An 18800-nucleotide genomic window follows, 5' to 3' on the forward strand; every position below is an offset into this window, starting at 1 on the left:
GACTGCTCCATCCCGCGTCTGTGGGGTGGATTCTACTCCCTGGCGCTGCGCAGTCAAGCTATTTCTCAGGGAAATCCTTTTCTGTTCAATCTGTTAGCGTGTCAATTAAGTGCCGGGCTCAGCAACGGCGGGCATTCCAGGCCAATTATCGAATAGCGCGGTGTGCACGGTGTCAGCGCGTGGCGGTTACGGTAATATCTGTATGAATTTACAGTACTGACGGTCATCCATGTCCTTGCGCAAGATCATCCATGTCGACTGCGACTGCTTCTACGCTGCGATCGAAATGCGTGACGACCCGAGCCTGGCTGGCCGGCCGATGGCGGTGGGTGGCTCGGCGGAGCGGCGCGGGGTGATTGCCACCTGCAACTATGAAGCGCGCGCCTATGGGGTACGCTCGGCAATGTCCTCGCGCCACGCGCTTAAACTCTGCCCTGACCTGTTGATCGTCAAGCCGCGTTTCGAGGCCTACCGCGAAGCCTCGCGCGAGATCCAGGCGATCTTTCGCGACTACACCGAGCTGATCGAGCCGCTGTCACTGGATGAAGCCTATCTGGATGTCAGCGACAGCTCCTGGTACGGCGGTAGCGCCACGCGGATTGCTGAGGATATCCGCCAGCGCGTCGCCAAGTCCTTGCACATCACGGTTTCAGCAGGGGTTGCGCCAAACAAGTTCCTGGCCAAGATCGCCAGCGACTGGCGCAAACCCAATGGATTGTTTGTGATAACCCCGGGCGAGGTGGAGGCGTTTGTTGCCGCGCTGCCGGTGGCTCGCCTGCATGGCGTGGGCAAGGTCACAGCCGACAAGCTGACCCGGCTGGGTATCGAGACCTGCATGGACATGCGCGAATGGTCAAAGCTGGCGCTGGTGCGCGAGTTTGGCAGTTTTGGCGAGCGTTTGTGGGGGCTGGCTCGTGGCGTGGATGAGCGGGCTGTACAGAATGACAGCCGGCGTCAGTCAGTCAGTGTCGAAAACACCTACGATACCGATCTGCCTGACCTGAACAGTTGCCTGGCCAAATTGCCTGAGTTGCTTGATAGCCTTAATGAGCGGGTCGCGCGGATGGACAGCAGCTATAAAGCCGACAAGCCATTCGTCAAGGTCAAGTTCCATGACTTTAGCCAGACGACCATGGAGCAGGCGGGTGCCGGGCGCGATCTGGAGAGTTACCGACAGTTGCTGAGTCAGGCGTTTGCCCGTGGCGGCAAGCCGGTGCGCTTGCTTGGGGTGGGGGTGCGCTTGCGCGATCTGCGCGGGGCGCATGAGCAGCTGGAGTTGTTTGCGCCAACGTGACGGTGCGTCAGCAAGGCCGCCAGGCGGCCTGTGACGAAGGCGGTTATTGTCCGCCTGGATCTGCTACCAGTCGCCCGGTCTGCTTGGTCAGTGCCTGCAAGAATTCCTGCTGCAATTCAGGATCATTGCGGGTCAGTTCAATCAGGCTCTGCTCAAGCTCACTGGCTTCTTCTTCCAGCCCCAGCTCGGACAGCCGCTTGACCCGGTGAACCCACTGGCTGACATCGTCGTCTTCAAGGTCATCGAAGATCAGGTGCCGTGCTTCGACCAGTTTGTTGCGCAGCGTGCCGCTGACCAGCAGGCTGGCGTCGCCGCGAATGCCGTTGTCCTCGTCGACCACCTGCAGGTGCAGGGTGCCTACGCGGCCGAGATTCTGCTCGGAAAACGGCACATCCAGCAGGTTCAGCCGCAGTACGCCATTACGGTCGGTGGTCAGCTCATGGTTGAGCTTGCCAGCCTTGACCTCGACCAGGCGCTCGCTCCAGGGCAGGTTGGTGGATTCTTCGCGCTTGGCTTTCTCCACCTCGCTGATGCCCGCCAGGTTCTGCTGGGCACGGCCGTTGGATTGCACGTTCATGAATGGATTGAGCCCGGCAACGCCATAGCTCAGCCAGTCATGAGTGATGCTCTGCGGCAGGTTGCCCAAGGCGAACACATTGACCACATTGGCACCGACTCCAGCCACCACCGCGACCGCGCCCAGCGGGATCTCGTAGATCTCCCGCCAGGGCTGGTAGGGGGTGTAGCGGTCGTAGCGGCGGGTCACTTCGAACTCGGTGACTTCGAAGCGCTGCTGCTCGTGGACGCGCACGCGCCGTTGCGGAAGCTCCATTACCTTGGGCTCGCCAACGTCGATCTGCAGACTGTGCTCGAGCAACTTGCGCTCGACGCGTTCTTCATGCTCGCTGCGCTGGGACATCTGATTGGCGCAGCCGCTGACGAACAGGGCGCCGCAGAGTGCGGCGCCCCCCAGGGTAAAGGTACTTCGCTTGTACATGTTCACTCGCGCATTGAGCTATCAGCGACGGATGCGGGCTTGCAGGAAGGTCAGCACTTCATTGACCGGCAGCGCCTGGGCGTCCTGCTCGGTGCGGTGCTTGTATTCCAGATTGCCATCGGCCAGGCCGCGGTCACTGACCACGATCCGGTGCGGGATGCCGATCAGTTCCATATCGGCAAACTTGTTGCCTGGGCTGGTCTTCTTGTCACGGTCATCGAGCAGCACTTCGAAGCCTGCAGCGGTCAGTTCGGCGTAGAGCTTGTCGGTCGCCTCACGCACCACCTCGGTTTCGTAGCGCAGCGGTACCAGAGCGATCTGGAACGGCGCCAGGGCATCATTCCAGATGATCCCTTTGTCGTCGTAGCTCTGCTCGATGGCAGCAGCAACCACGCGCGAAACGCCGATGCCGTAGCAACCCATCGACAGTACTACTGGCTTGCCGTTCTCGCCGAGTACCTGGCACTTGAGCGCCTCGCTGTACTTGGTGCCGAGCTGGAAGATATGCCCGACTTCGATGCCGCGCTTGATCACCAGGGTGCCTTGGCCATCTGGGCTTGGGTCACCGGCAACCACGTTGCGAAGGTCAGCTACTTCAGGCACTGGCAGGTCACGCTCCCAGTTGACGCCGAAGTAGTGCTTGTCGTCGATGTTGGCGCCGATGCCAAAGTCGCTCATCAGGGCCACCGAGCGGTCGATGATGATCTCCAGCGGCAGGTTCAGCGGGCCCAGCGAGCCTGCACCGGCGCCAATTGCGTCACGCAGCTCGGCGTCGCTGGCCATGACCAGCGGTTCGGCAACCTGAGGGAGCTTGGCGGCCTTGATTTCGTTGAGTTCGTGATCGCCGCGCACGATCAGGGCAATCAGCTTGCCTTCTTCAGCGCCGCGCACGATCAGGGTCTTGACCGTCTTCTCGATTGGCAGGCCATGGTTTTCGACCAGTTGGGCGATGGTCTTGGCGTGCGGAGTATCGACCAGGCGCAACTCTTCGGTTGGCGCCGGGCGCACGCTTTCGCGTGGGATGGCTTCGGCTTTTTCGATGTTGGCGGCGTAGTCGGAGCTGTCGCTGAAGATCACGTCGTCTTCACCGGTAGCGGCCAGGACGTGGAATTCGTGCGAGTAGTTGCCACCGATCGAGCCGGTATCAGCCTGCACTGGGCGGAAGTTCAAGCCCAGGCGGGTAAAGATGTTGCTGTACGCCTGATGCATGCGGTCGTAGGTTTCCTGCAGGGAAGCCTGATCGGCATGGAACGAGTAGGCGTCCTTCATGATGAACTCGCGGCCGCGCATCAAACCGAAGCGTGGGCGGATCTCATCGCGGAATTTGGTCTGGATCTGGTACAGATTGAGCGGCAGCTGTTTATAGCTGGACAGCTCGTTGCGAACCATGTCGGTGATCACTTCTTCGTGAGTCGGGCCAACACAGAAATCGCGGTTGTGCCGGTCTTTCAGGCGCAGCAGCTCTGGGCCGTACTGTTCCCAGCGGCCAGATTCCTGCCACAGCTCGGCTGGCTGGATGCTCGGCATCAGCACTTCAAGCGCGCCGGCGGCGTTCATTTCTTCGCGGACCACGGCTTCGACCTTGCGCATTACCCGCAGGCCCATCGGCAGCCAGGTGTACAGGCCGGAGGCCAGCTTGCGGATCATGCCGGCGCGCAGCATGAGCTGATGGCTGATGACCACTGCATCGGCAGGGGTTTCTTTTTGGGTGGCGAGCAAATATTGACTGGTGCGCATGGGGGGCCGTGTCGATTGCCTAAGACGTTGAAATGACCCCGCATTCTACGGGGGCGAAACGAAAGCGTACAGGATGCCGCAGCGCAGGCCAGTTGTCAGCCAAGAAAAAGCCCGGCGTGGTCGCCGGGCTTTTCAAGTGCGGGGCACTGCAAGCCAGGCTTACAGGATGCTCAGCGGGTACTCGACGATCAGACGCAGTTCGTCCAGAGAGTTGGAGTAAACGGCGTCGGACGAGCGATAAGTTGCCTGACGAACACGGAAGCTCAGGTCCTTGGCGGGGCCCTCCTGAAGCACGTATTTGACGTCGATGTCACGTTCCCACTCGGTTCCGTTGTTGGTGCCTTCCACTTTCGCATCCGTACCGCGTACGTAGCGAGTCATGAAGGTCAGGCCAGGAATACCGAACTCGGCAAAGTTCAGGTCATAACGTGCTTGCCAAGACTTCTCGCCTTCAGCATTGAAGTCGGAGCGGGCAATGGAGTTTGCCAGGAAAATGGTGCCATTGCCGTCGACGCCATACTGATAGCCACCGTCGCCGGTCATCTTCTGATACGCGACGGTGAAAGTGTGCGCGCCAATGCTATAGGCGCCGGACAAGCTGAATGCGCGGCTGTCAATCTTGTCACCATCATAGGCTCGAGCTTCGCCGCTGCCACTGCTCTTGGTGTCGTACACGTTGAAGTCGAACACCAGGCCTTGAGTGTCAGAGATCGGCAGAGCCCAGTTGACGTTGGCGTAGTATTTGCGCCAGTAGTCTTCAACCTTGGAGTAGTAAAGGCTGGTGCTGAGGCTGTCGGTGAAGGCATACGTGCCGCCGGCAACGTCGGCTTTTTTCAGGCGGAAGTTGTCACGGTTGGTCTGTTCCTGACCGGTCAGGCTGGTGAAGCGACCCGCATTCAGGGTGAGGCCTTTGATTTCGCTACTGGTGATCAATGTGCCTTGGGCCATCTCAGGCAGCAAGCGGCTGTCGTCGGTGGCGAATACAGGCAGCGATACGAATTGGTCGCCAGCCTTGAGTACGGTGTCGGAAATGCGGAACTTGACCGCCGCGCCACCCTTGGAGTAGTCGTCCTGGGAACGGCCATCTGAACCGGTGGGGAACAGGCCCGTGCCGGAGAAGCCACGACCGCTGTCCAGCTTGAGGCCGAGCATGCCGATGGCGTCGACACCTACACCGACGGTGCCTTGGGTGAAGCCCGATTCAAAGGTACCGATGAAGCCTTGGCCCCATTCACGCTGGTCATGACGCAGGCCGGCTGTGCGGTTAGCGGCCGACTCCTGGTTACGATAGTCACGGCTGAAGTACAGGTTGCGCAACTTGACTGACAGCTGGCTGTCTTCAATAAAGCCTTTGGAATCATCCTGCGAAGAGGCGATGGCCATTTGCGAGGTGCCTGCCGCAACGGCCAGGGCGATCATGCTCCACTTCATCACGCGCATCGTGATTTGCTCCTTTGGTTTTTAGGAAGAGTACCGCTGCGCCCGGGGTTTTAATTATATGGGGCAGCTCTTTCTTGTTGTGTCGGCGCGAAGGTATATCACGCTGACTCTTTATTTGGCGATATGCATAAAGCAACTTTTCACAAACTTTATAGCGTGTCGCTTATAACTAATTCGATGTCGCAAATTACGCGACGAACAGCGGACATATATCCCAGCATTTTGCTCCGTCATCCGTTAACCCAGCGACGGTACCCCTCGGTAGTGCCTCAGCGCTGTGGTCCATCGACAGCTTCCGCTCACTGCAGGTGTCGTGCCGACTTGGCGTTGAGGCAATGCAACAAGCGTGCTCATTTTCACATTGAGTTGATGAATTTTTCACATCTGCCTGATCGCTTGCTGGCAAACCTCCGAAAATAAAGGGTTCGGTCTGTCTGATGGTGTGCCAAAATTCTACGGTCGATGCAACTGTAAGGTTGCTAACTAAACCAATGTGTTACCGCCGATTGTTCATCTTGAGTAGTTTTACTGGGAACCGCCGTCAGCACCGTGACGGACGGCTCTATTTTGGTGCGAAAAGTAGCGCTCTGTTACCGTGGCGGTGCAGGGCAGGCGTGCAAGCCAGCTAAAGTGTAGCTGGAGCGCCCGATTTCATGCCTGTTGCGGCTAGGCAGGGTATCCTCCGCGCACCATGCCTGCGTTGCGCAGGCGATCTGATTGAAGGAGATTTGCCGTGTTTGTCCTGGATCCGCGTTTGCAGCAGGATTGCCTGGTGTTGGGAGATTTCCCGCTGTGTCGGCTGCTGTTGAGCAAAGACGCCAATTATCCGTGGTTCATTCTGGTGCCGCGGCAAGCCGACGTTAGTGAGCTGTTCGACCTCACGGCAGCCGACCAGCAGCAGCTGTGGCAAGAAACCACCTGCCTGGCCAATTCGCTCAAACAGGAATTTGCTGCCGACAAGATGAACGTGGCGACCTTGGGCAACGTGGTCAGCCAACTGCACATGCACGTGATCGTGCGCCACCGCAACGATGCTGCCTGGCCTGCGCCAGTGTGGGGCAAGGTGGCGGCTGCCGAGTACCGCGAGGAGCAACTCGCACAGCTTCGCCAGCGCCTGCGCTCGGCGTTGAACAACAATGACTTCAAGGAGGCGTGAGCTGATGTCTCTGGAATCGCAAATCATCGATCTGGAAACCCGTCAGGCGTTTCAGGATGACGCGCTGCAGGAGCTCAATGATGTGGTGGTCGAGCAGGGGAGGGTGATCAATCGTCTGCAACTGCAGATGGCCGAGCTGATCAAGCGTTACGAGGAGATGGTCGGGCAGTACGGCAGCGAAGGTGAAGAAGCGCCGCCGCCTCATTACTGAGGGTGGGTACCTTGCGGGTGCATAGCGCCCGCAAGGCCTTTGCTGTCAGCGGCGCGAGACCGCGATCACGTCTTCTGCCTGCAGGCCCTTGTCGCGGTGCATGACCGAGAACTCCACGCGTTGGCCTTCGACCAGCACGCGGTGGCCGTCGCCACGGATGGCGCGAAAGTGTACGAAGATATCGTCGCCGGAGTCGCGCGAGATAAAGCCGAAGCCTTTCGAGGTGTTGAACCACTTGACGGTGCCGGTATCGCGCTTGCTGCCTTCCTGGGCAGCGCCGCCAATATTGCGCGAGCGGCCGCTGCTGCGGCTGAAGCCGGCAACCAGGTGTGCCAGAACTGCCAGAGCAGCGCACAGCAGTGCAGGCAGGTTGCCCAGCTCAGGCCGTACCAGCACGGTTACTGTCTGCAGGACAACCGCCAGCACCAGCAAAGCGCTGGCCAGGTATTGCAGTTGCAGGCGCGCACCGCGGTAATAAAGCGGCACGACCGGCGCCAGCAGGAGGTTGAGCAGGCCGAGCAAGGCCAGGTACACGGCCTCCGGTTGCTGCAGGAAGGGAATTGCCTCGGTGCGAAGGCTTGGTATGAGCGACAGCAGCAAGGCTGCTACGCCCGTCACCAGATGGACGATCTTGAACATTTGGGTTGGCTCACGTTTATAAGGTCAATCACAGGAAGAGCGGGCAGCACGGTGCGCATGAGAGAGAAAGCGCGGTCACGCAGCTGGCCTGCCTATGCATCCGGCATTAACAATCCGCACGGATGGCACCCTGCCTATTTAACAGCAAAGGCGCGGTGAGCTCAAACCGGGCGGCTGATGGGTGTGATCGATTGCCCTGGGTCACATGCAGGCGCAGGCAAGTCTTGTTACAGTGCCCCTTCATCCGCTTGACTACCCAAGCCACATGAAAAAGGGGAGCTTCATGGCAATCGATATCGGTATCAGTGAAGAAGATCGCAAGTCCATCGTCGATGGGCTGTCCCGTTTGTTGTCGGATACCTATGTGTTGTATCTGAAAACTCATAACTTTCATTGGAACGTTACTGGTCCGGCGTTCCGTACCCTGCACCTGATGTTCGAAGAGCAGTACAACGAGCTGGCCCTGGCGGTTGACTCGATCGCCGAGCGGATCCGCGCGCTGGGCTTCCCGGCGCCTGGTTCCTACGCGTTCTATGCCCGCCACTCGTCGATCAAGGAAGAGGAGGGTGTGCCGCCTGCTGATGAGATGATCCGCCAGTTGGTCGAGGGGCAGGAGGCGGTCACGCGTACCGCACGCAGTATTTTCCCGGTGGTCGACAAGGTCAGTGACGAGCCAACAGCGGATCTGCTGACCCAGCGTATGCAGGTTCACGAGAAGACCGCGTGGATGCTGCGCTCGTTGCTCGAAGGTAAATAAGCTGTCCAGGCCGCCCTGCGCGTGAAGCGCAGGGCGGTGGTGAACTGCCCGCGCAGGCGGAAAATTTTGCCGCTGCTCATGCCCCGCCTCGCGGCGCTTCATTACACGCCATGGTTCATGTCTCCAGCACATGAATGGATCCCCTTGGCGATGGAGTGGCAGCAGTGGACATCAGGGTGCAGAGCAGCAAACGCAATGTGTGTCAGGGACATTGGCCAGGCAAGGCCTGTGTCGATCCCTTCGCAGCGGACTTCGACATGCTGCAGGTGCAGCCAGTGTCGCGGTCGGTCAGGCTTAATGGATTTGCCACCTGCCTGCGTCTGGAGGATGTGTATTGGCAGATATTGCAGCATATTGCCGAGGCCAATCAGTGCTCGGTCAGCGCGGTGTTGTCCTACATTGACCGCGAAGTTCACCTGCGCCACGGCGGGGTGCGCAACTTCAGCGGCCTGGTCCGGGTGATCTGCGTTGCCTGGCTACGCGATCCGCCAAGCGAGCGTTGAGTGCCGGGCGGGCTGCACTGACCTCTCTAACCATATATAATGCCGGTTTTTGCTGCCCCGGCAGCCAGCGTTATGGTTTGCGAGAGATCCCCGTGCCCCTTTACGACTATCAATGTGCAGCCTGCAACCATCAGCTTGAGGCGTTGCAGAAGATCAGCGCCGCGCCGTTGACTGATTGTCCGGCCTGCCAGGCGCCGGAATTGAAGAAGCAATTGTCCGTTCCAGGTTTTCGCCTCAGTGGCACTGGCTGGTACGAAACCGACTTCAAGACCGGGGCAAAAAAGAATCTGGCAGGCGGCGACAAGGCCGACTGAGTTGAATTGCAACGTCCGGGTCTTGCAGTATTAGCCCTCTGGGCGGCCAAGGCCTCCATCGAATACACGAATCACGAGAAGCGAACCACCATCATGATGCGCAGCCAATATTGCGGCCAACTGAACGAGAGCCTGGACGGCCAGGAAGTCACCCTTTGCGGCTGGGTCCATCGTCGCCGCGACCACGGCGGGGTGATTTTCCTCGATATCCGTGACCGCGAAGGCATGGCCCAGGTCGTGTTCGACCCGGATCGCGCCGAAACCTTCGCCGCCGCCGACCGCGTGCGCAGCGAATACGTCGTGCAGATCACCGGTAAAGTGCGCAAGCGTCCCGAAGGTGCAGTCAACGCCAACATGGCGTCGGGCGGCATCGAAGTACTGGGTTACGAGCTGACCGTACTCAACGAAGCCGAAACCCCGCCGTTCCCGTTGAACGAATACTCCGACGTTGGCGAAGAAACCCGCCTGCGTTATCGCTTCATCGACCTGCGTCGTCCGGAAATGGCCGAGAAGCTGCGTCTGCGTTCGCGCATCACCACCAGCATCCGCCGCTTCCTCGACGAAAACGGCTTCCTCGACGTCGAAACACCGATCCTGACCCGTGCCACCCCAGAAGGTGCACGTGACTATCTGGTGCCAAGCCGTACCCACGCCGGCAGCTTCTTCGCCCTGCCGCAATCGCCGCAGCTGTTCAAGCAGTTGCTGATGGTGGCCGGCTTCGACCGTTACTACCAGATCGCCAAGTGCTTCCGCGACGAAGACCTGCGTGCCGACCGCCAGCCGGAATTCACCCAGATCGACATCGAGACCAGCTTCCTCGACGAGTCCGAGATCATGGGCCTCACCGAGAGCATGATCCGCAAGCTGTTCAAGGAAGTGCTGGACCTGGAGTTCGGTGAATTCCCGCACATGACCTTCGAAGAGGCCATGCGCCGCTACGGTTCCGACAAGCCAGACCTGCGTAACCCGCTGGAACTGGTTGACGTTGCCGACCAGCTGAAAGATGTCGACTTCAAGGTCTTCGCCGGCCCGGCCAACGATCCGAAGTGCCGCGTCACCGCCCTGCGCCTGCCAGGCGGCGCAAGCATGCCGCGTAGCAAGATCGACGAGTACACCAAGTTCGTTGGCATCTATGGTGCCAAGGGCCTGGCCTACATCAAGGTCAACGAGCGCGCCAAGGGCGTCGAAGGCCTGCAGTCGCCGATCGTCAAGAACATCCCTGAGGCCAACCTCAACGTGATCCTCGATCGCGTCGGTGCGGTTGATGGCGACATCGTGTTCTTCGGTGCCGACAAGTTCAAAGTGGTCAGCGAAGCCTTGGGTGCGCTGCGGATCAAGGTCGGCAACGACTTCAACCTGCTGACCTGCGAATGGGCACCGATGTGGGTTGTCGACTTCCCGATGTTCGACGAGAACGAAGACGGCAGCTTCAGCGCCTTGCACCACCCGTTCACTGCACCCAAGTGCACCCCGGAAGAGCTCGAGGCCAATCCGGCCACCGCGCTGTCGCGTGCCTATGACATGGTGCTCAACGGCACCGAGCTGGGTGGCGGTTCGATCCGTATTCACCGCAAAGAGATGCAGCAGGCGGTGTTCCGCCTGCTTGGTATCGAAGCGGCGGAACAGGAAGAGAAGTTTGGCTTCCTGCTCGACGCGCTGAAGTTCGGTGCACCGCCGCACGGCGGCCTGGCCTTTGGTCTGGACCGTCTGGTAATGCTGATGACCGGCGCCCAGTCGATTCGTGAAGTGATCGCCTTCCCGAAAACCCAGAGCGCTGCCTGCGTCATGACCCAGGCTCCGGGCCTGGTCGATGCCAAGGCACTGCGTGAGCTGCACATCCGTCTGCGCGAGCAGACCAAGGTCGAGTAACACCGACCCGGGCGCGCCCGTGAGGTCGCGCCCTCGAATTTATCGCGTTCCGCCCTTCGGGGCGGAACCTGTTTGTGGATCAAGGATTCGGAGTCGATATGGCTGGTCATTCCAAGTGGGCGAACATCAAGCACCGCAAAGAGCGCCAGGATGCCAAGAGAGGCAAGGTCTTCACCAAGTGGATCCGCGAGCTGACGGTCGCGGCCAAGCAGGGCGGCGCCGATCCAGCGTCGAACCCGCGCTTGCGACTGGCGCTGGACAAGGCACTTGGTGCCAACATGAGCCGCGACATCATTGATCGGGCAGTTGCCCGCGGCGCCGGCACCAACGAAAGCGACAACGTCGAAGAGCTCAGCTATGAGGGTTACGGCCCCGGCGGCGTGGCGATCATGGTCGAAACCATGACCGACAACCGCAACCGTACCGCAGCGGCTGTGCGCCATGCCTTCACCAAATGCGGCGGCAACCTTGGCACCGACGGTTCAGTTGCTTATCTGTTCGAGCGCAAGGGCCAGATCAGCTTTGCCCCTGGCGTTGACGAAGACGCCTTGATGGAAGCGGCCATGGAGGCCGACGCCGATGATGTGGTCAGCAATGACGACGGCTCGTTCGAAGTGTTCACTTCGTTCAACAGCTTTTATGCCGTGCGCAACGCGCTGGAAGAAGCTGGGTTCAAGGCCGCCGACGCCGAAATCGTGATGCAGCCGACCACCAGTGCCGAGCTTGATCGCGATGGCGCTGAAAAAGTCCTCAAGCTGATCGACATGCTCGAAGACCTGGACGACGTGCAAAACGTCTATTCCAATGCGCAGATCTCCGATGAGGTCCTTGAGCAGCTAGGCTGATGCCAGCGCTTCAAGCCATCAGGGCCTGACTGCTCCAAGCGTGTTTTCATTTTCAACTTGCAGGCCCTATGACTCTGATTCTTGGTATCGACCCCGGTTCGCGCATCACCGGTTTTGGCGTGGTCCGCCAGACCGCCCGGGGCTGCGAATATGTGGCGTCGGGGTGTATTCGTACGGGCGCCGGGGAGTTGTCCGAGCGCCTGCAGATCATTTTCCGTGGCGTCAGCGAGATCATTCGCCAGCACGGCCCGGTTACCATGGGCATCGAACGGGTGTTCATGGCGCGCAATCCGGATTCGGCGCTCAAGCTCGGCCAGGCCCGTGGTGCAGCCATCGTGGCCGGTGCCGAAGCTGGCCTGGAGATCGCCGAATACAGCGCCACCCAGGTCAAACAGGCGGTGGCTGGCACCGGTGCGGCCAACAAAGACCAGGTGATGCTGATGGTCATGCACCTGCTCAAGCTGACGCAAAAGCCGCAGATCGACGCCTCTGACGCCTTGGCTATCGCCCTCTGTCATGCGCATACCCGCTCCAGCCTGATCCCCCACGGCTTGACCACTGCGCGCAAGCGCGGCGGACGCTTGCGTCTGTAACCGCTTCATGCGCTGATACACATTTTGGCCGGGTGAAACGTTCACTCGACGCATTTGCTGATAGGGTTGACCGGTCTGTGGCCGGCGCTCGAAAGGAAGGATCGAAACGTGATTGGACGTTTGCGCGGCACCCTGGCGGAAAAACAACCGCCGCACCTGATTATCGACGTCAACGGCCTGGGCTATGAGCTCGAAGTGCCGATGACCACCCTGTATCGCCTGCCCAAGGTTGGCGAGCCGGTTACCCTGCATACCCACCTGGTGGTGCGTGAAGACGCCCACCTGCTCTACGGCTTTGGCGAGAAGCGCGAGCGCGAGCTGTTCCGTGAGCTGATCCGTCTCAATGGCGTCGGCCCCAAGCTGGCGCTGGCACTGATGTCCGGGCTTGAAATCGACGAGTTGGTGCGCTGCGTGCAAGCGCAGGATGCCTCGGTGCTGGTGCGCGTACCCGGGGTTGGCAAGAAGACTGCCGAGCGCCTGCTGGTCGAGCTCAAGGACCGCTTCAAAGCTTGGGAAACGTCCTCGTCGATGTTCACCCTGGTATCCGACGGTCCGGCGCCGGTCGGTGGCGCGTCCACCGCCGAAGCCGACGCGGTCAGTGCGCTGGTGTCGCTGGGCTACAAGCCTCAGGAAGCCAGCAAGGCTATCTCGCTGATCAAGGACAAGGCCGGCCTGAGCAGCGAAGACCTGATCCGCCGCAGCCTGCAAGGGATGATTAGCAAGTGATCGAAACCGACCGCCTGATCGCCGCTTCCGGACGCGACCGCGAAGAAGTCCAGGACCGCGCGATTCGCCCGCTGAGCCTTGATGAGTACATCGGCCAGCCGGTGGTGCGCGACCAGATGGGCCTGTTCATCCAGGCCGCGCGTGGCCGCAACGAGTCGCTCGATCACACCCTGATCTTCGGTCCGCCGGGCCTGGGCAAGACCACCCTGGCCAATATCATCGCCCATGAGATGGGCGTTTCGGTGAAGAGCACGTCAGGGCCAATTCTGGAGCGGCCCGGTGATCTGGCGGCAATGCTGACCAATCTCGAGCCGCACGATGTGCTGTTCATCGACGAAATTCACCGGCTCTCGCCGATTGTCGAAGAAGTGCTGTACCCGGCAATGGAAGACTTCCAGCTCGACATCATGATCGGTGAGGGGCCAGCCGCGCGTTCGATCAAGCTCGATCTGCCGCCGTTCACCCTGGTCGGCGCGACCACCCGAGCGGGCATGCTGACCAACCCCTTGCGCGACCGTTTCGGCATCGTCCAGCGCCTGGAGTTCTACAGCGACAAGGACCTGGCCACCATCGTTACCCGTTCGGCGGGCATTCTTGGCCTGGTCATCGATGATTTGGGCGCCTTCGAGATTGCCCGGCGTGCACGCGGTACGCCGCGGATTGCCAACCGCCTGCTGCGCCGGGTGCGCGACTACGCACAGGTACGCGGCAAGGGCGAGATCACCAAGGCGGTGGCGGACCTGGCGCTGAATCTGCTGGATGTCGACGAGCGCGGCTTCGATCACTCCGACCGGCGTTTGCTGCTGACCATGATCGAGAAGTTCGATGGCGGTCCGGTCGGCGTGGACAACCTTGCCGCTGCCATCAGCGAAGAGCGCCATACCATCGAAGACGTGCTCGAGCCGTACCTGATCCAGCAGGGCTACATCATGCGTACGCCGCGTGGCCGCGTGGTGACGCGGCACGCCTACCTGCACTTTGGCTTGAACCTGCCCGGGCGTTTGGCCGACCCGGCGGATTTTTCCGATGTTGTCGATGAATGACAGATCAAAAGGCAGTTTCCGTGGTCCTACCGCTGGCATGCCCATGGCGCGCTGGCACTAAGACATTACCGAATGCAAAAACACTTGCCGGGCGGATTGGCAAGCCGAGGAGTAAGCACTAGAGTATGCGCGCGCAAAATGGGCTTGAATCGTTCGCACACCGCTGTCGCGTCTATTACGAAGATACCGACGCAGGCGGCGTGGTGTATTACGTCAACTACCTGAAATTCATGGAGCGTGCGCGCACCGAGCGGTTGCGTCACCTGGGTTTCTCCCAGCATCAACTGGCCGGGGAGAATCTGCTGTTCGTGGTTCACTCCACCGAGGCGCGCTACCACGCGCCGGCGCGCCTGGATGATGAGTTGCGGGTAACCGCAGAAGTCGTCGAGGTGAACCGCGCCAGCCTGCGCTTCGTGCAGCAGGTGTGGCGAGAACAAGATGCAAAACTGCTCTGTGAGGGGCAGTTTCTGGTGGCCGCTGTGCGCGCCGACACTTTCAAACCCCGAGCCATCCCCCCAGCGCTGCGCGACGCCTTCCTGGCGGGCGGCCCGGGTACTCAATCGAATGCAGGAGAATAAGCGTGGAAGCTAACGTCGTCGACCATACCTCCATGTGGAGTCTGGTCAGCAATGCCAGCATCGTGGTGCAGCTGGTAATGCTGATTCTGGTGGCCGCCTCGGTCACTTCATGGATCATGATCTTTCAGCGCAGCAGCATGCTGCGCGCCGGTCGTCGTGCGCTGGATGCCTTCGAGGAGCGCTTCTGGTCGGGCATTGATTTGTCCAAGCTGTACCGTCAGGCAGGTAGCAACCCGGACCCGGATTCGGGTGTGGAGCAGGTGTTCCGTGCCGGCTTCAAGGAATTCTCGCGTCTGCGTCAGCAGCAGGGCGTAGACCCGGATGCAGTCATGGAAGGCGTTGGCCGAGCCATGCGCGTAGCCATCTCGCGTGAAGAAGAAAAGCTCGAGCAGAGCCTGCCGTTTCTCGCTACCGTAGGCTCGACCAGCCCGTACATCGGCCTGTTCGGTACTGTCTGGGGCATCATGAACTCGTTCCGCGGCCTGGCTTCTGCCCAGCAGGCAACCCTGGCCACCGTTGCGCCGGGCATCGCCGAAGCATTGATTGCCACTGCGATCGGCCTGTTCGCCGCGATCCCGGCCGTTATCGCCTACAACCGTTTCGCCGCACGCAGCGAAACGCTGATCAGTCGTTACTACACCTTCGCCGACGAGTTCCAGGCGATCCTGCACCGCAAAGTGCACACCAGCGAAGAGTAATCAGGTAGAAACCCATGGCCCGAGTTCGCCACAAACGCAAGCCCGTCGCCGAGATGAACGTGGTGCCCTACATCGACGTGATGCTGGTGCTGCTGGTCATCTTCATGGTGACGGCCCCGATGCTCAACCAGGGGGTCAAGGTCGACCTGCCCAAGGTTTCCAGCGAAGCCTTGCCGCAGGACAACAACGTCCAGATCCTTACCATCTCGATCAAGGCCGACAAGACCTACTACTGGAACCTTGGCAGCGAGGTCGATACCGACAAACAGATGGACAAGGCCATGACCTTGCCAGACATGACCAGCGCCGTGACCAAGATCATTGCCGCCGGTCGCGACCAGGGCAAGCAGACCCAGGTCTTCATCCGTGGCGACAAGTCCGTCGATTACGGCTCGGTCATGGGCGCCATGGGCGGGTTGCAGAAGGCCGGTGTCGGTAACGTTGGCCTGATTACCGAGGCGCCCTGATGCAACAGCGAGAGCCATCTGCCTCGGAAAGCTACTTCTGGCCCAGTGTCTGGGCCATTGGCTTGCATGTCGTGGTGTTTGCGATGCTGTTCGTCAGCTTCGCCATGACCCCTGAGCTGCCGCCGTCCAAGCCGATCGTTCAGGCTACGCTGTACCAGCTCAAGTCCAAGAGTCAGGCCACTACTCAGACCAATCAGAAGATTGCCGGGGAAGCGAAGAAAACCGCTTCGCGCCAGACTGAAGTCGAACAGCTGGAACAGAAGAAGGTCGAACAGGAGGCCGTGAAGGCCGCGGAACAAAAGAAAGCCGACGCGGATCAAAAGGCCGAAGCTGCTCGTGAAGCGGCAGAAGCCAAAAAAGCCGAAGAAGCTGCCAAGACTGCTGAAGCCAAGAAGGCCGCCGAGGCCAAGAAAGCCGAAGAGGCGAAGAAAGCCAGCGAAAAACAGCAGGCTGATATCGCCAAGAAAAAGGCGGAAGAAGAGGCCAAGAAAAAGGCCGACGAAGAAGCCAAGAAAGACGCAGCTGAAGAGGCGAAGAAGAAAGCCGCCGAAGAAGCCAAGAAAAAAGCTGCCGAGGATGCCAAGAAGAAAACGGCAGCCGAGGAAGCGAAGAAGAAAGCAGCTGAAGAGGCCAAGAAGAAGGCCGCTGCAGATGCCCAGAAGAAAAAAGCCCAGGATGCAGCCCGCAAGGCGGCAGAAGACAAGAAAGCCCAGGCCTTGGCCGAGCTGTTGTCTGATACCACCGAGCGCCAGCAGGCTCTGGCTGACGAGCAGGGCGACCAGGTAGCCGGTGATTTCGACGACCTGATCCGCATGCGCGCTGCAGAAGGTTGGGCCCGTCCGCCTTCGGCACGCAAAGGCATGACGGTCGTGCTGCAGATCAACATGCTGCCCGATGGCACCATCACCAGCGTCAGTGTGGCCCGCGCCAGTGGCGACGGTCCGTTTGATGCTTCGGCGGTGGCAGCGGTGAAGAACATTGGTCGACTGACCGAAATGCAGGGCTTGAAGCCGAGTGATTTCAATGCGTATCGCTCGTTCAAGATGACATTTACACCTGAGGATCTAGCGCTGTGATTAAACTCTTTCGAGGGCTGCTGGTCATGCTCTGCTGCGTGGCAGGTATGGCCGTAGCAGAGGAAAAGAACATCCTGGTCACCAGCGGTAGCGATCGGGCCACGCCCATCGCGGTAGTACCGTTCGGCCTGCAGGGTGGCAGCGTGCTGCCAGAAGACATGGCCGACATCATCGGCAATGACCTGCGCAACTCTGGCTACTACTCGCCGATTCCAAAGCAGAACATGATCAGCCAGCCAAGCCAGGCCAGCGAAGTCATCTTCCGCGACTGGAAAGCCCTGGGCGCCCAGTACGTCATGGTCGGTAGCATCGTGCCGTCCGGTGGCCGTCTGCAGGTGCAGTACGCGCTGTTCAATGTGGCCACCGAGCAGCAAGTGCTGACTGGCAGCGTTGCCGGTACTGTCGACCAGTTGCGCGACATGTCGCACTACATCGCCGACCAGTCATTCGAGAAGCTCACCGGCATCAAGGGTGCGTTCTCCACTCGTATGCTGTACGTGACTGCCGAGCGCTTCTCTGCCAACAACACTCGCTATACCCTGCAGCGTTCGGACTACGACGGTGCCCGTGCAGTGACCCTGCTGCAGTCGCGTGAGCCGATTCTGTCGCCACGCTTCGCACCGGATGGCAAGCGCATCGCCTATGTGTCGTTCGAGCAGCGTCGCCCACGTATCTTTGTCCAGCACATCGACACCGGTCGCCGTGAGCAGATCACCAACTTCGAAGGCCTCAACGGCGCGCCAGCCTGGTCGCCGGATGGTTCGCGCCTGGCGTTCGTACTGTCCAAGGACGGCAACCCGGACATCTATGTGATGAACATGGGTTCGCGCGCGATCAGTCGCGTAACTGCCGGCCCTGGTATCAACACCGAACCGTTCTGGGGTAAAGACGGCAACACGCTTTACTTCACCTCCGACCGTGGCGGCAAGCCGCAGATCTACAAAACTTCGGTCAGTGGCGGTTCCGCCGAGCGTGTAACGTTCGTGGGTAACTACAATGCCAACCCCAAACTTTCGGCGGACGAGAAGACCCTGGTGATGATTCATCGCCAACAGGGCTTCACCAACTTCAAAGTGGCGGCTCAGGACTTGCAACGTGGAAGTGTAAAGATTCTCTCAGAGACCAGTCTTGACGAGTCCCCCACTGTTGCGCCCAACGGCACCATGCTAATCTACGCCACCCGCCAGCAGGGCCGGGGAGTCTTGATGCTCGTCTCTCTCAACGGACGCGTGAGGCTCCCGCTTCCTACCGCGCAAGGCGAAGTCAGAGAACCGTCCTGGTCCCCTTACCTGAACTGATGCGGCGTTACACCGTTTTGCTTAACACACTGGGGTTTCATTAGGAGTTTCACGATGGAAATGCTGAAGTTTGGTAAATTCGCTGCGCTGGCTCTGGCCATGGCTGTAGCTGTAGGTTGCTCTTCCAAAGGTGGCGACAACGCCGGCGAAGGCGCTGCTGTAGATCCTAACGCTGGTTACGGTGCCAACACTGGCGCTGTTGACGGCAGCCTGAGCGAAGAAGCCGCCCTGCGCGCAATCACCACCTTCTACTTCGAATACGACAGCTCGGACCTGAAGCCAGAAGCCATGCGCGCTCTGGATGTTCATGCCAAGGACCTGAAGTCCAACGGCAGCCGTGTTGTTCTGGAAGGCAACACCGACGAGCGTGGTACTCGCGAGTACAACATGGCTCTGGGTGAGCGTCGCGCCAAGGCCGTACAGCGTTACCTGGTTCTGCAGGGCGTTTCCCCTGCACAGCTGGAACTGGTTTCCTACGGTGAAGAGCGTCCAGTTGCCACCGGCAACGACGAGCAATCCTGGGCTCAGAACCGTCGCGTAGAACTGCGTAAGTAAGTCC

General features: G+C 60.0%; 21 protein-coding genes. 17 read left to right on the forward strand and 4 right to left on the reverse strand.

Going from position 1 to position 18800, the window contains the following annotated elements; genetic code table 11:
- The first annotated feature begins 235 nt into the window (after positions 1 to 235).
- Entirely contained in the window at positions 236 to 1294 is a 1059-nt protein-coding gene (gene dinB, locus HU736_RS19995) for a DNA polymerase IV (protein WP_186697884.1), read from the forward strand.
- 43 nt (positions 1295 to 1337) lie between these two features.
- On the opposite strand, the gene HU736_RS20000 is transcribed toward dinB, so the two are convergent.
- The 3 genes from HU736_RS20000 to HU736_RS20010 form a co-directional block, all read right to left on the reverse strand.
- Positions 1338 to 2291 carry a hypothetical protein gene (locus HU736_RS20000; protein WP_186697738.1) on the reverse strand — a complete coding sequence of 318 codons (954 nt, stop codon included), beginning with the start codon at positions 2289 to 2291 and terminating at the stop codon, positions 1338 to 1340.
- A gap of 21 nt (positions 2292 to 2312) precedes the next feature.
- Positions 2313 to 4028 (reverse strand): proline--tRNA ligase, encoded by a 1716-nt coding sequence (locus HU736_RS20005; RefSeq protein WP_101317387.1) that lies wholly within the window; start codon positions 4026 to 4028, stop codon positions 2313 to 2315.
- Positions 4029 to 4187: 159 nt separating this feature from the next.
- On the reverse strand, positions 4188 to 5468 hold the full coding sequence (locus HU736_RS20010) for an OprD family porin (protein ID WP_186697740.1): 1281 nt from the start codon (positions 5466 to 5468) through the stop codon (positions 4188 to 4190).
- A 733-nt stretch (positions 5469 to 6201) separates the two neighbouring features.
- On the opposite strand from HU736_RS20010, the gene HU736_RS20015 reads away from it, so the two are divergent.
- Together HU736_RS20015 and HU736_RS20020 are read left to right on the forward strand one after the other, a co-directional pair.
- Entirely contained in the window at positions 6202 to 6624 is a 423-nt protein-coding gene (locus HU736_RS20015) for an HIT family protein (RefSeq protein WP_103436364.1), read from the forward strand.
- A 4-nt stretch (positions 6625 to 6628) separates the two neighbouring features.
- On the forward strand, positions 6629 to 6835 hold the full coding sequence (locus tag HU736_RS20020; RefSeq protein WP_101317393.1) for a SlyX family protein: 207 nt from the start codon (positions 6629 to 6631) through the stop codon (positions 6833 to 6835).
- Positions 6836 to 6880: 45 nt separating this feature from the next.
- Here the strand turns inward: HU736_RS20020 and HU736_RS21980 are convergent, their stop codons facing one another.
- Positions 6881 to 7474 carry a cold shock domain-containing protein gene (locus HU736_RS21980; RefSeq protein WP_189691566.1) on the reverse strand — a complete coding sequence of 198 codons (594 nt, stop codon included), beginning with the start codon at positions 7472 to 7474 and terminating at the stop codon, positions 6881 to 6883.
- Positions 7475 to 7757: 283 nt separating this feature from the next.
- Between HU736_RS21980 and HU736_RS20030 the strand changes: the two genes are divergently transcribed.
- The 14 genes from HU736_RS20030 (at position 7758) to pal (ending at position 18796) form a co-directional block, all read left to right on the forward strand.
- Complete coding sequence (locus tag HU736_RS20030) at positions 7758 to 8231, forward strand: Dps family protein (protein WP_103436366.1); 474 nt, start codon at positions 7758 to 7760, stop codon at positions 8229 to 8231.
- Between the two features lie 176 nt (positions 8232 to 8407).
- A complete protein-coding gene (locus HU736_RS20035; protein ID WP_411564968.1) occupies positions 8408 to 8734 on the forward strand; it encodes a ribbon-helix-helix domain-containing protein in 327 nt (108 codons plus the stop codon).
- 92 nt (positions 8735 to 8826) lie between these two features.
- On the forward strand, positions 8827 to 9048 hold the full coding sequence (locus tag HU736_RS20040) for an FmdB family zinc ribbon protein (protein WP_101317401.1): 222 nt from the start codon (positions 8827 to 8829) through the stop codon (positions 9046 to 9048).
- A gap of 93 nt (positions 9049 to 9141) precedes the next feature.
- Positions 9142 to 10917 (forward strand): aspartate--tRNA ligase, encoded by a 1776-nt coding sequence (aspS, locus tag HU736_RS20045; protein ID WP_103436368.1) that lies wholly within the window; start codon positions 9142 to 9144, stop codon positions 10915 to 10917.
- A gap of 98 nt (positions 10918 to 11015) precedes the next feature.
- Positions 11016 to 11762: a YebC/PmpR family DNA-binding transcriptional regulator gene (locus tag HU736_RS20050; RefSeq protein WP_101317405.1), complete on the forward strand. Its 747-nt coding sequence runs from the start codon at positions 11016 to 11018 to the stop codon at positions 11760 to 11762.
- Positions 11763 to 11830: 68 nt separating this feature from the next.
- A complete protein-coding gene (gene ruvC, locus HU736_RS20055; protein WP_101317407.1) occupies positions 11831 to 12355 on the forward strand; it encodes a crossover junction endodeoxyribonuclease RuvC in 525 nt (174 codons plus the stop codon).
- 108 nt (positions 12356 to 12463) lie between these two features.
- Positions 12464 to 13081 (forward strand): Holliday junction branch migration protein RuvA, encoded by a 618-nt coding sequence (gene ruvA / locus HU736_RS20060; RefSeq protein WP_101317410.1) that lies wholly within the window; start codon positions 12464 to 12466, stop codon positions 13079 to 13081.
- Positions 13078 to 14124 (forward strand): Holliday junction branch migration DNA helicase RuvB, encoded by a 1047-nt coding sequence (gene ruvB / locus HU736_RS20065; RefSeq protein WP_103436370.1) that lies wholly within the window; start codon positions 13078 to 13080, stop codon positions 14122 to 14124. The genes ruvA and ruvB overlap by 4 nt, the downstream gene beginning before the upstream one ends.
- A 125-nt stretch (positions 14125 to 14249) precedes the next feature.
- Complete coding sequence (ybgC, locus tag HU736_RS20070) at positions 14250 to 14702, forward strand: tol-pal system-associated acyl-CoA thioesterase (RefSeq protein ID WP_101317414.1); 453 nt, start codon at positions 14250 to 14252, stop codon at positions 14700 to 14702.
- 2 nt (positions 14703 to 14704) lie between these two features.
- Entirely contained in the window at positions 14705 to 15400 is a 696-nt protein-coding gene (gene tolQ / locus HU736_RS20075) for a protein TolQ (protein ID WP_103436371.1), read from the forward strand.
- Positions 15401 to 15414: 14 nt separating this feature from the next.
- Positions 15415 to 15867, forward strand: a complete 453-nt coding sequence (gene tolR, locus HU736_RS20080) for a protein TolR (RefSeq protein ID WP_186697744.1) — start codon at positions 15415 to 15417, stop codon at positions 15865 to 15867.
- Positions 15867 to 16943: a cell envelope integrity protein TolA gene (gene tolA, locus HU736_RS20085; protein WP_103436372.1), complete on the forward strand. Its 1077-nt coding sequence runs from the start codon at positions 15867 to 15869 to the stop codon at positions 16941 to 16943. Before tolR ends, tolA begins: the two co-directional genes overlap by 1 nt.
- A gap of 26 nt (positions 16944 to 16969) precedes the next feature.
- Complete coding sequence (gene tolB / locus HU736_RS20090) at positions 16970 to 18241, forward strand: Tol-Pal system beta propeller repeat protein TolB (RefSeq protein ID WP_189691595.1); 1272 nt, start codon at positions 16970 to 16972, stop codon at positions 18239 to 18241.
- A 54-nt stretch (positions 18242 to 18295) separates the two neighbouring features.
- On the forward strand, positions 18296 to 18796 hold the full coding sequence (gene pal / locus HU736_RS20095) for a peptidoglycan-associated lipoprotein Pal (RefSeq protein WP_043201913.1): 501 nt from the start codon (positions 18296 to 18298) through the stop codon (positions 18794 to 18796).
- Positions 18797 to 18800 lie beyond the last annotated feature (4 nt).

The organism is Pseudomonas shirazensis (genome assembly GCF_014268785.2).
Taxonomy (GTDB): Bacteria; Pseudomonadota; Gammaproteobacteria; order Pseudomonadales; family Pseudomonadaceae; genus Aquipseudomonas; species Aquipseudomonas shirazensis.

Coding starts and splice junctions, on each gene's coding strand:
- HU736_RS20030 (WP_103436366.1), top strand. CDS start 7,758: ATGGCAATCGATATCGGTATCAGTGAAGAAGATCGCAAGTCCATCGTC.
- HU736_RS20050 (WP_101317405.1), top strand. CDS start 11,016: ATGGCTGGTCATTCCAAGTGGGCGAACATCAAGCACCGCAAAGAGCGC.
- HU736_RS20020 (WP_101317393.1), top strand. CDS start 6,629: ATGTCTCTGGAATCGCAAATCATCGATCTGGAAACCCGTCAGGCGTTT.
- HU736_RS20000 (WP_186697738.1), bottom strand. CDS start 2,291: ATGTACAAGCGAAGTACCTTTACCCTGGGGGGCGCCGCACTCTGCGGC.
- aspS (WP_103436368.1), top strand. CDS start 9,142: ATGATGCGCAGCCAATATTGCGGCCAACTGAACGAGAGCCTGGACGGC.
- HU736_RS21980 (WP_189691566.1), bottom strand. CDS start 7,474: ATGTTCAAGATCGTCCATCTGGTGACGGGCGTAGCAGCCTTGCTGCTG.
- tolR (WP_186697744.1), top strand. CDS start 15,415: ATGGCCCGAGTTCGCCACAAACGCAAGCCCGTCGCCGAGATGAACGTG.
- HU736_RS20005 (WP_101317387.1), bottom strand. CDS start 4,028: ATGCGCACCAGTCAATATTTGCTCGCCACCCAAAAAGAAACCCCTGCC.
- ybgC (WP_101317414.1), top strand. CDS start 14,250: ATGCGCGCGCAAAATGGGCTTGAATCGTTCGCACACCGCTGTCGCGTC.
- ruvC (WP_101317407.1), top strand. CDS start 11,831: ATGACTCTGATTCTTGGTATCGACCCCGGTTCGCGCATCACCGGTTTT.
- HU736_RS20010 (WP_186697740.1), bottom strand. CDS start 5,468: ATGCGCGTGATGAAGTGGAGCATGATCGCCCTGGCCGTTGCGGCAGGC.
- tolB (WP_189691595.1), top strand. CDS start 16,970: ATGCTCTGCTGCGTGGCAGGTATGGCCGTAGCAGAGGAAAAGAACATC.
- pal (WP_043201913.1), top strand. CDS start 18,296: ATGGAAATGCTGAAGTTTGGTAAATTCGCTGCGCTGGCTCTGGCCATG.
- tolA (WP_103436372.1), top strand. CDS start 15,867: ATGCAACAGCGAGAGCCATCTGCCTCGGAAAGCTACTTCTGGCCCAGT.